10 protein-coding genes and 7 tRNA genes are annotated in these 10,572 nt (G+C 40.9%); all 17 read left to right on the top strand.

Annotation, left to right across the window (positions count from 1 at the left end):
* Positions 1-236: 236 nt before the first annotated feature.
* Complete coding sequence (locus AC058W_RS12035) at positions 237-1,325, top strand: GntR family transcriptional regulator (protein WP_117845211.1); 1,089 nt, start codon at positions 237-239, stop codon at positions 1,323-1,325.
* A gap of 202 nt (positions 1,326-1,527) precedes the next feature.
* The gene (araA, locus tag AC058W_RS12030) at positions 1,528-3,027 is read left to right on the top strand and encodes an L-arabinose isomerase (protein WP_117676753.1); all 1,500 of its coding nucleotides are present in this window, start codon (positions 1,528-1,530) and stop codon (positions 3,025-3,027) included.
* A gap of 283 nt (positions 3,028-3,310) precedes the next feature.
* A complete protein-coding gene (locus AC058W_RS12025; RefSeq protein WP_479390112.1) occupies positions 3,311-4,915 on the top strand; it encodes a xylulokinase in 1,605 nt (534 codons plus the stop codon).
* Between the two features lie 678 nt (positions 4,916-5,593).
* The gene (locus AC058W_RS12020; RefSeq protein WP_117845205.1) at positions 5,594-5,791 is read left to right on the top strand and encodes a hypothetical protein; all 198 of its coding nucleotides are present in this window, start codon (positions 5,594-5,596) and stop codon (positions 5,789-5,791) included.
* A gap of 160 nt (positions 5,792-5,951) precedes the next feature.
* Positions 5,952-6,263, top strand: coding sequence for a rhodanese-like domain-containing protein (locus tag AC058W_RS12015; RefSeq protein ID WP_117676756.1), 312 nt, complete (start codon positions 5,952-5,954; stop codon positions 6,261-6,263).
* 170 nt (positions 6,264-6,433) lie between these two features.
* Positions 6,434-6,976, top strand: coding sequence for a phosphodiesterase (yfcE, locus tag AC058W_RS12010; RefSeq protein ID WP_117845203.1), 543 nt, complete (start codon positions 6,434-6,436; stop codon positions 6,974-6,976).
* A 45-nt stretch (positions 6,977-7,021) separates the two neighbouring features.
* Positions 7,022-8,170, top strand: a complete 1,149-nt coding sequence (locus AC058W_RS12005) for a THUMP domain-containing class I SAM-dependent RNA methyltransferase (RefSeq protein WP_118138124.1) — start codon at positions 7,022-7,024, stop codon at positions 8,168-8,170.
* Between the two features lie 111 nt (positions 8,171-8,281).
* Entirely contained in the window at positions 8,282-8,866 is a 585-nt protein-coding gene (locus AC058W_RS12000) for an XTP/dITP diphosphatase (protein WP_181977713.1), read from the top strand.
* Positions 8,863-9,342 carry a metallophosphoesterase family protein gene (locus AC058W_RS11995; protein ID WP_118138122.1) on the top strand — a complete coding sequence of 160 codons (480 nt, stop codon included), beginning with the start codon at positions 8,863-8,865 and terminating at the stop codon, positions 9,340-9,342. Before AC058W_RS12000 ends, AC058W_RS11995 begins: the two co-directional genes overlap by 4 nt.
* Before the next feature lie 89 nt (positions 9,343-9,431).
* Positions 9,432-9,614: a hypothetical protein gene (locus tag AC058W_RS11990; protein WP_117845197.1), complete on the top strand. Its 183-nt coding sequence runs from the start codon at positions 9,432-9,434 to the stop codon at positions 9,612-9,614.
* An 84-nt stretch (positions 9,615-9,698) separates the two neighbouring features.
* Positions 9,699-9,773 (top strand) — tRNA-Pro (locus AC058W_RS11985).
* Between the two features lie 35 nt (positions 9,774-9,808).
* Positions 9,809-9,879: transfer RNA gene (locus tag AC058W_RS11980), tRNA-Gly, on the top strand.
* Positions 9,880-9,900: 21 nt separating this feature from the next.
* A tRNA-Arg gene (locus tag AC058W_RS11975) sits at positions 9,901-9,974 on the top strand.
* Positions 9,975-9,979: 5 nt separating this feature from the next.
* Positions 9,980-10,053, top strand: a tRNA-His gene (locus AC058W_RS11970).
* A gap of 9 nt (positions 10,054-10,062) precedes the next feature.
* A tRNA-Gln gene (locus AC058W_RS11965) sits at positions 10,063-10,134 on the top strand.
* A gap of 9 nt (positions 10,135-10,143) precedes the next feature.
* A tRNA-Lys gene (locus tag AC058W_RS11960) sits at positions 10,144-10,216 on the top strand.
* Positions 10,217-10,337: 121 nt separating this feature from the next.
* Positions 10,338-10,418 (top strand) — tRNA-Leu (locus AC058W_RS11955).
* Positions 10,419-10,572 lie beyond the last annotated feature (154 nt).

Here is a 10,572-nt window from a genome sequence, read left to right as displayed (position 1 = left end):
TAGATTTATGGTAATTACGGTAATGACAGAAGTGGTATGACAGAGTCGCATTAGATAAGCCTGGTAGAGAGTGTTATCGACAGGCAAAGGATAATGGCTTAATACATGAATAACTGAAAAAATATTTAGGAAAAAGTGATGAAAAACCTCCTGAGATTTTGTATAATTTATGCATAAAAAACAACTTGTTCGTATGTGCGTACAAGTTGTATTCTAGATACAGGAGGGAAGAAGACATGACAGATAATGGAAAGCCTAAATATTTCTCACTAATGGAGCAGCTCAGGAATGATATTGTATCAGGAGCCATCCGGCCGGGAGAAAAGCTTCCTTCGGAAAATGAACTTTCACAGAGATATTCCCTGAGCAGACATACAGTCCGTAAGGCACTGGGGATTCTGGAACAGGATGGATATGTGGAAGCGTTTCATGGAAAAGGCACTTATTGTTCTGAAAATATGCGTCATATAAAGAAATCGAAGAATATTGCAGTAGTTACCACATATATTTCCGATTATATTTTTCCAAGACTGATACAGGGAATGGATAATGTTCTTTCGGAAAGAGGTTACAGTATTATTCTGAAAAACACAGCAAACAGCAGACAGAAAGAAGCAAGATGTCTGGAAGAACTTCTGAAGAAAGACATTGACGGTCTTATCATTGAACCAAGTAAAAGTGAGATGGTATGCAAACACAGGAGTCTTTATCAGAATCTGGATAAGTTTGAAATACCGTATGTGTTTATTCAGGGAATTTATTCTGAGATGAGAGATAAACCGCATATTCTTATGGATGATGCACAGGGTGGTTATCTTGTAACCAGATATCTGCTGGAACTGGGACATAAGAAAATCAAAGGCTTTTTTAAAGCAGATGATATGCAGGGACTCGAACGACATAAAGGATATGTCCGGGCATTGCAGGAATTTGGAATTTCTTATAATCCGGATGATGTTGTGTGGTTTCACACAGAAGACAGAAAAGTGAAACCGGCACTGATGGCAAAAGAAATGGTACAGAGTGGACAGCTTCCGGATGGAATTGTCTGTTATAATGATCAAATTGCTGTTCAGGTTATGGAAGAATTAGAGAAGCAGGGAATTAAAATTCCTGATGATATTTCGATAACGGGCTATGATAATTCTCTGTATGCACAGCGTGGAAATGGAATCACAACAATCGCCCATCCACAGGAAAAACTGGGAGAAATGGCCGCAGAGCTTATTCTGGAGAAGATTAATGGAATTCCAGAGGAAGAGAGTAAAGTCGAAAGACTGATTCATCCGGAACTGATTGTCAGAGGCTCATGTAAAAAGGCATAAAAATAAATCTGTTGAGATTTCAGATATAAGAGTTTCTGAGTTAAGAAAAACTTATTTTATATAGGTAAAATGATATTAAACATACAGATTTTAAAACATTAATGCCTGGTACGTTGCTGAGCACGAAGTGATCAGTAATTTTTACGGCAGCCAATGTATCTAAAATCTGAAAATAAATAAAAATCCAGGGAGGAATTTTATCATGAAGACAGGAAGAAACTATAAGTTTTGGTTTTGCACAGGTTCACAGGATCTTTACGGAGATGAATGCTTAAGAAAGGTTGCTGAGCATTCCAGAATTATCGTTGAAGAATTAAATAAAAGTGGTGTTCTTCCATTTGAATTAGTATGGAAACCAACACTGATCACAAACGAACTGATCCGTAAAACATTCAATGAAGCGAATGCAGATGAGGACTGCGCAGGTGTTATCACATGGATGCATACTTTTTCACCGGCCAAATCATGGATCCTTGGTCTGAAAGAGTATAGAAAACCTCTGTGCCATCTGCACACACAGTTTAATGAAGAAATTCCTTATGACACCATTGATATGGATTTCATGAATGAAAACCAGTCTGCACATGGTGGACGTGAATATGGACACATTGTTTCCAGAATGGGAATTGAAAGAAAAGTTATCGTTGGACACTGGGCTGACAAAGAAGTTCAGGAAAGACTTGCTTCCTGGATGCGTACAGCAGTTGGTATCATGGAAAGCAGCCATATCCGTGTTTGCCGTGTAGCAGATAACATGAGAAACGTAGCTGTTACAGAAGGCGATAAAGTAGAAGCACAGATCAAATTCGGATGGGAAGTTGATGCTTATCCTGTAAATGAAATCGCTGATTATGTAAAAGATGTAGCAAAAGGTGATGTAGATGCATTAGTTGATGAATATTACAGCAAATATGACATCCTTCTTGAAGGCAGAGATCCGGAAGAATTTAAACGTCATGTAGCAGTTCAGGCTCAGATTGAAATTGGATTTGAGAAATTCCTGGAAGAGAAGAACTATCAGGCAATCGTTACACACTTTGGTGATCTGGGGGCCCTGCAGCAGCTTCCTGGACTTGCTATTCAGAGACTTATGGAAAAAGGTTACGGATTCGGTGCAGAAGGTGACTGGAAGACAGCTGCAATGGTTCGTCTGATGAAGATTATGACTGCCGGAATGAAAGATGCAAAGGGAACTTCCATGATGGAAGACTATACGTACAACTTTGTACCTGGAAAAGAGGGAATCCTTCAGTCTCATATGCTTGAGGTTTGCCCGTCTGTTGCTGATGGCAAGATCGGAATCAAAGTTTGCCCGCTTTCCATGGGAGACAGAGAAGATCCTGCAAGACTTGTATTTACAAGTAAGACAGGCCCGGCTATTGCAACATCTCTGATTGACCTTGGCGATCGTTTCCGTCTGATCATCAATGATGTAGAGTGCAAGAAAGTTGAGAAACCAATGCCGAAACTTCCTGTAGGAAGCGCATTCTGGACACCACAGCCGAACCTTAAGACAGGTGCAGAAGCATGGATTCTTGCAGGCGGCGCTCATCATACAGCATTCACTTATGACCTTACAGCTGAACAGATGGGAGACTGGGCAGCAGCTATGGGTATTGAAGCTGTCTATATCGACAAAGACACAAACATCCGCGACTTCAAGAACGAGCTGAGATGGAATGAACTCGCATTTAGAAAATAAGAAGTTACTGTTCACTCCGTTTGCAGCATCAATAAAATACTGTGACTGATATACTGTCTGTTATTAACATATTTATAATGTATTCTTTGTGAATAAAGAAAGTGGACAGTGATAAAAGTAATACAGATATAAGGGCTGTCATATCAGACTGACTATCGGAAAGTCTGATATGACAGCCAAATGTGTATAAAAAGCGCATAAAAACAGTAGAAAAATTGATAGTAAAATCATAAGAAAAATGCGATAATAATGATAAATAATGGAAACTAGGAGGTACATAAAAATGGGAGCAGCAGAAGCAAAAGCAGCGATTCTCGCAAACAAAACAGCACTTGGGATTGAATTTGGTTCTACCAGAATCAAAGCGGTACTTGTAGATGACAAAAACCAGCCGATCGCATCCGGCGCACACGAGTGGGAGAACCGCTACGAAAATGGTATCTGGACATACAGTCTGGATGATATCTGGACAGGTATTCAGGACTGCTATCAGGACATGGCAAAAGATGTAAAGGCAAAATATGACGTAGAACTGGAATCTGTAGGTGCATTCGGTGTCAGCGCCATGATGCATGGCTATATGCCTTTTAACAAAGAAGGAGAACTTCTTGTACCATTCCGTACATGGAGAAACAATATTACCGGAGAAGCAAGCGAGAAACTGATGGAACTGTTTAACTATAACATTCCGCAGAGATGGAGTATTGCACATCTGTATCAGGCAATCCTTAATGGCGAAGAACATGTAAAGGATATCGATTATATTGCAACTCTGGAAGCATATGTACACTGGAAACTGACAGGAAAAAGAGTTCTGGGAATCGGTGATGCTGCCGGTATGTTCCCGATCGACACAACAAAGGCAGATTACAATCAGGAAATGGTTGATAAATTTGATGAACTGGTAGCTCCTTATGGATTCTCATGGAAGCTTCGCGACATTATGCCGAAAGCACTTGTTGCAGGTGAGGATGCTGGCGTTCTTACTGAAGAAGGTGCGAAACTTCTCGATGTAACAGGAAAATTAAAAGCAGGAATCCCAATGTGTCCTCCGGAAGGTGATGCAGGAACAGGTATGGTTGCTACAAACAGTGTCGCAGTACGTACAGGTAATGTTTCCGCAGGAACTTCTGTATTTGCCATGATCGTTCTGGAGAAAGAACTTTCCAGACCATATAAAGAAATTGATATGGTTACCACTCCGTCAGGACATCTGGTAGCTATGGCACATTCCAATAACTGTACTTCTGACCTGAATGCATGGGTAAATGTATTTAAGGAATTTGCAGAAGCTATGGGTATGGAAGTAGATATGAATAATCTCTTCGGAACTCTTTATAATAAAGCACTGGAAGGTGATCCGGACTGTGGCGGTCTTCTTTCCTACTGCTATTTCTCAGGTGAGCATATGACAGGATTCGAAGAAGGACGTCCGTTATTTGTTCGTTCTCCTGAGAGCAAATTTAACCTTGCAAACTTTATGAGAACAAATCTGTATACATGCCTTGGCGCTATGAGAGTAGGTCTGAACCTTCTGTTTGAGAAAGAGAATGTAAAAGTAGATCGTCTTCTTGGACATGGTGGATTATTTAAGACCAAAGGTGTCGGACAGCAGATTCTTGCAGATGCAGTAAATGCACCGGTATCTGTAATGGCTACTGCAGGTGAAGGCGGAGCATGGGGAATTGCCCTTCTTGCTTCTTATCTTGTAAACAAGGAAGAGGGAGAAACTCTGGAAGCATTCCTTGACAATAAAGTATTTGCAGATCAGGAAAGCAGCACACTGGATCCAAAACCAGAAGGAGTAGCGGGATTCAATGCATTTATGGACAGCTATATGAAAGGTCTTTCTATTGAAAAGGCAGCAGTAGACTCCAAAATCTGGTAATGTTTCAAAGTGACTTCTATGTATTGACAAAAAATGTTGCGTAAAAAGTCCGCCACATTTTTTGCCACATATTGTAGCACTTAAAGAAAAATTGTAAAATATCCTTATCAACTCATACGGGGAGAAACGCAATGATTTTTAAAAATGTAAAAAATGCAATCGTTCGCTGGCGTGTATGAAATGAGAGGAAAAAGAGAAATATAAAAGAATAAGGCAGCATCGCATAGCATAAGGCTTGCGATGCTGTTTTTTGTATTTTTTATGCTTTTTATGAGTGTTTTTTGGGGATGAAAATATGATTTTGGGTAAAATTTGGGTACAAATTATAAATGTTACAAAAATATTAACAAAATTCAGATTAGTAAAATCCGGAAACCCGCATAAATACTAAAGGAAAGCCCCAGTAGGGGAGCTACCGGGGCTTTCGAGGGGAGTATAAATAATTAAATAAGGGGTTTATGTAAAAAAAATTTTTGAAGGGTAAATTCTTTTTACAGGTATGATTATAATATAGCTTGGTGAAAAAAGCAACATATTTTGATGAATATTCCCCCGCGTTTTTGGGATAATAGTCAATGTGAAGCACATTCAGTAATGAAGTGTGACATAAAACTGTCCGGATTCTTTTGGACTTCCGGAAGAGCCGGATAGATAAAACGCATCAGGAGGAATAAAATAATGGCAAAAAATTATGAATCTGAGAGTAAAAACAGTAGAAATTACACAGACACAACAAGCAAAAACAGCTATGGAAACGAAATGAACCATACTGACAATGCAAGAAGCAAAAACGAAACAGACAGCAGAGATAAAGCAAAAAACAAAGTGAAAAATAAGACTTCCCAGTCTTATAGCTCAGAAGAGGACAGATACTAATAAAGAAAGGCGAATTGAGAACAACTTAGTGATAAAAATTCGCATTTAGCCTGCTTCTTGATGACACAATACGGGTTACAGTAAAAAAAGCTGCCAGTGGAATGAATCTGCTGGCAGTTTTTGATGCTGCTACATATGATATAACAAAAAGGAGTCTGCCATGTTTCCAGTGGAAACGATTTCTGCAAAAATGCTGGATTATTATGTGGACCGCAGGGACGCATTAATTATAGATCTGCGCGAAAGAGAGGCATATGCACATAGCCATGTAAAAGGGGCAGTGAACATGCCGTACGCTGAAATTGATGAACATACCACATTTCCCAACGGAAAAACACTGGTGTTATATTGTGACAGAGGCGGTGCAAGCCTTCTTCTTGCCCGTCAGCTTGCCAAACTGGGCTACCGTACCCGTTCTGTAATAGGTGGTTTTGAAGCATATAGGGGAAGAAATCTTGTAATTTCGGCATAAGCATGATAAGGTGTATATATGCCAAAATCCTTAAGAATACAAGCCAAAATTCCTTTGCCGCAGGCAATCGGGAATGAATTTTGGCTGCGTTACCTGGAATGAAGTGAACAGTGACGTACTATTTGGATGCAGGAAAATACAGATTAATCGAAAAGAGGAGAATATTTACTATGAAATATATGTTTGCGTCAGATGTCCATGGTTCTGCATATTACTGCAGAAAGATGCTGGATGCTTATAAAGAAGAAAAGGCAGAGCGCCTGGTACTGCTGGGCGATCTGCTTTATCATGGCCCGAGAAATGATCTTCCGAAGGAATATGCCCCGAAAGAGGTCATTGCCATGCTGAATGACATGAAAAGAGAAATCTATGCTGTGCGCGGAAACTGTGAAGCAGAAGTGGACCAGATGGTATTACAGTTCCCTGTTATGGCAGATTACTGCATTTTAAATCTGGATGGAAGAACTTTCTATGCTACACATGGACATGTCTACAATGAGAATAACCTGCCGCCGATTCAGGAGGGAGACATCCTTATTCATGGACATACTCACGTACTTAAGGCAGAACAGAAAGAGGGATATGTATTGTTAAATCCGGGTTCTGTATCCATTCCAAAAGAGGGAAATCCTCCTACATATGCAATCTTTGAGGATGGCGTGTTCACAATCAAAGATTTTGAAAAAAATGTTGTAAAAAGTATAAATCTTTAACCGACGGATATCTACTGAAAGAATTATTATCAGAAAGGACAAAGAATGGAAAAATTTGAATTGATAGCACCTTGTCACTTTGGCATGGAGGCAGTATTAAAACGGGAGATCCTTGATCTTGGCTACGAGATCACAAAAGTTGAGGACGGCAAAGTGACATTTGAGGCAGACGCCCAGGGAATTGCAGATGCTAACATATTCCTGCGTTCCACGGAGAGAATCCTGCTGAAAGTAGCTGAAGTAAAGGCGGAAACGTTCGATGAGCTCTTCGAGAAGACAAAGGCTCTTCCGTGGGAAAACTACATTCCAAAGGATGGCAAGTTCTGGGTCGCAAAAGCGAATTCTGTTAAAAGTAAACTCTTTAGCCCATCAGATATCCAGTCTATTATGAAAAAAGCGATTGTAGAGCGTCTGAAGGGCGTATACGGGGTATCCTGGTTTGAGGAGGACGGAGCAAGCTTTCCGATCCGTGTGGCATTTATGAAAGATGTGGCTACAATTGGTATTGATACTTCAGGCGTATCCCTGCACAAAAGAGGATATCGTAAAATGACAGTAAAAGCTCCGATCACAGAGACGCTTGCCTCTGCGCTGATCATGCTCACACCATGGAATAAAGACAGAATTCTGGTCGATCCATTCTGCGGCAGTGGTACTTTCCCGATCGAGGCTGCGATGATGGCAGCAGACATTGCACCGGGAATGAACCGTTCTTTCCTGGCAGAAGACTGGAAACACTTAGTTCCGAGAAAATGCTGGTATGATGCCAATGAGGAAGCGCAGGACAGGGTAAATCTTAACATTGATACAGATATCCAGGGCTTTGACATTGATTCGGAAGCTTTGAAAGCAGCCAGGGCAAATGCAAAAATGGCAGGGGTGGACAAGCTGATCCATTTCCAGCAGAGACCGGTAAAAGAACTCCGCCATCCGAAGCCGTATGGATTTATCATCACAAACCCGCCATACGGCGAACGACTGGAAGAAAAAGAGAATCTTGCGCAGCTTTACAGAGAAATCGGGGAAAGTTATGCAAGACTGGATAAGTGGTCGATGTATCTGATCACATCTTATGAAAAAGCAGAGAATGATATCGGAAGAAAAGCGGACAAGAACCGAAAGATTTATAATGGAATGCTGAAAACTTATTATTACCAGTTTCTGGGACCGCGCCCGCCGAAGAAAAATAAGTAAGCAGCATAGTTATTTTGAAAAGAATGTGCTGGAAAGTTATTCAGAACAGCGTAAACAGTAAACGGATACAGAAGTAAATGGAAATAAATAAAACAGAGGACATAAAGAATTATGAAAAAAATAATTTTTGCTACCGGTAATCAGGACAAGATGAAAGAAATCCGGGAAATTCTTGCGGATATGGATGTGGAAGTTGTTTCTATGAAAGAAGCAGGAATCCATGCAGATATCGTAGAAGATGGCTCTACTTTTGAAGAAAATGCCATAATCAAGGCGAAAACGATTTGCGAAATGACAGGGGAGATCACTCTTGCGGATGATTCTGGCCTGGAGATTGACTATCTGAACAAGGAGCCTGGCATTTACTCTGCGCGTTATATGGGAGAAGATACCTCCTATCGCATTAAGAATGCCAATTTGATAGAAAGATTGAATGGTGTGCCGGACGAGAAACGTACTGCAAGGTTCGTATGTGCCGTTGCAGCGGCTTTTCCGGATGGAAGTGTAAAAACAGTACGTGGAACAATGGAAGGCCGTATAGGGTACGAAGAGAAGGGCGAGAACGGATTTGGATATGATCCGATTTTCTACCTTCCTGAATATGGATGTACTTCTGCAGAACTGTCTATGGAAGAAAAAAATAAGATCAGCCATCGTGGCAAAGCTCTGCGTGCTATAAAGGAAGAACTGAAATGAAGGTATTGATCGTAAGCGATACTCATGGACGGGATGAAAATCTGGAGGAAGCAGTGTACAGAGAGGCGCCTTTTGATTATCTGATCCACTGTGGCGATGTAGAGGGAAGAGAAATCTTTATTGAAGCTCTGGCAGAATGCCCATGCAGCATTGTCGCTGGGAATAATGACTTTTTCACAGATCTTCCACAGGAAGAAGAGATAACACTGGAAGGCTATAAAATTCTGGTGACACATGGACACTATTATTTTGTGTCCAAAGATCATGACCGGATTGTGGAGAAAGCAAAGGCAAAAGACTGCCAGATCGTAATGTATGGTCATACCCATACTCCGGTAGTCGAAGAAGAGAACGGAATTCTTGTGATTAATCCAGGCAGTCTTACCTATCCGCGTCAGCGTGGCCGCAGACCGAGCTATGCAGTTATGGAAATCGAAGAGGGAAAATATCCTCAGATAGAAATAAAATACCTTTGAAATAATGTCCCCATAACTGTGAACACAATATATTTTGAGTTTGCTCATTTATGAAGACATCTAAAATAAAAAATTGAGATTTTTTTATTGTGCGAAAAAAATATTTTTTTACAAAAAATCTTAAAAACCATGCCCACAAACCATTTTTTAAGCAAAAAAATGAAACTTTTTTCAAAAAAGTGAAAAGCCCGCAAAGCCTTGATTTTAGCGGCTTTGCGGCACTTTTTGAAACCGAAAAAATCACTTTTTCAAAAAAAAACAAAAAAAATTGAAAAAAAGTGTTGACATTTGGAGTGGCTTACCATATAATATGTCTTGCGTCGGACAACGAAGCACAAATAAATAAAGAAAAACAGCGGGGTGTGGCTCAGTTTGGCTAGAGCGCCTGGTTTGGGACCAGGAGGCCGCAGGTTCGAATCCTGTCACCCCGACTGCTGTAACAACAACATTACCGTTTCAGCGAAATGCGGGTGTAGTTCAATGGTAGAACACTAGCCTTCCAAGCTAGATACGTGGGTTCGATTCCCATCACCCGCTTCTCTGTATGCACAGAGAGATGTGTCTGTAGCTCAGCTGGATAGAGCAACGGCCTTCTAAGCCGTGGGTCGGGGGTTCGAATCCCTTCAGGCACGCTGTGGTGGGTATAGCGCAGTTGGTTAGCGCGCCAGATTGTGGCTCTGGAGGCCCAGGGTTCGAATCCCTGTATCCACCCTTCGCCTTTGGGCTATCGCCAAGCGGTAAGGCACAGCACTTTGACTGCTGCATTCGCTGGTTCGAATCCAGCTAGCCCAGTCTTAATATGGAGCATTAGCTCAGTCGGTAGAGCACTTGACTTTTAATCAAGTTGTCCGGGGTTCGAATCCCCGATGCTTCATTAAATAGCGGAAATCTTATGAAGAGGTTTCCGCTATTTTATTGCTTCTGTAGAAACTGGTACATCAACAATCAACTTGTTGGTATATCGGCTGGAGCAGTAATCTACAATTTATAAAGATGCGGATATGGCGGAATTGGCAGACGCGCTGGTTTTAGGTACCAGTGGGCTTCCCGTGCAGGTTCAAGTCCTGTTATCCGCATTCAGAATGAAGTACCGTTTAAAGACGGTACTTTTTCTGTTTTACAGAGATAATATTTTATTGTATAGTTAATTCATAGTGTTTTTGGGAAAGAATACTATGGAATGATGCCAGAGTCGAATTGAATAACTGCGCGTCGCATTCTCGTTACACT

The organism is Blautia sp. CGZ-1-C1 (genome assembly GCF_056504575.1).
This window is presented reverse-complemented; position numbering and strand designations above follow the sequence as displayed.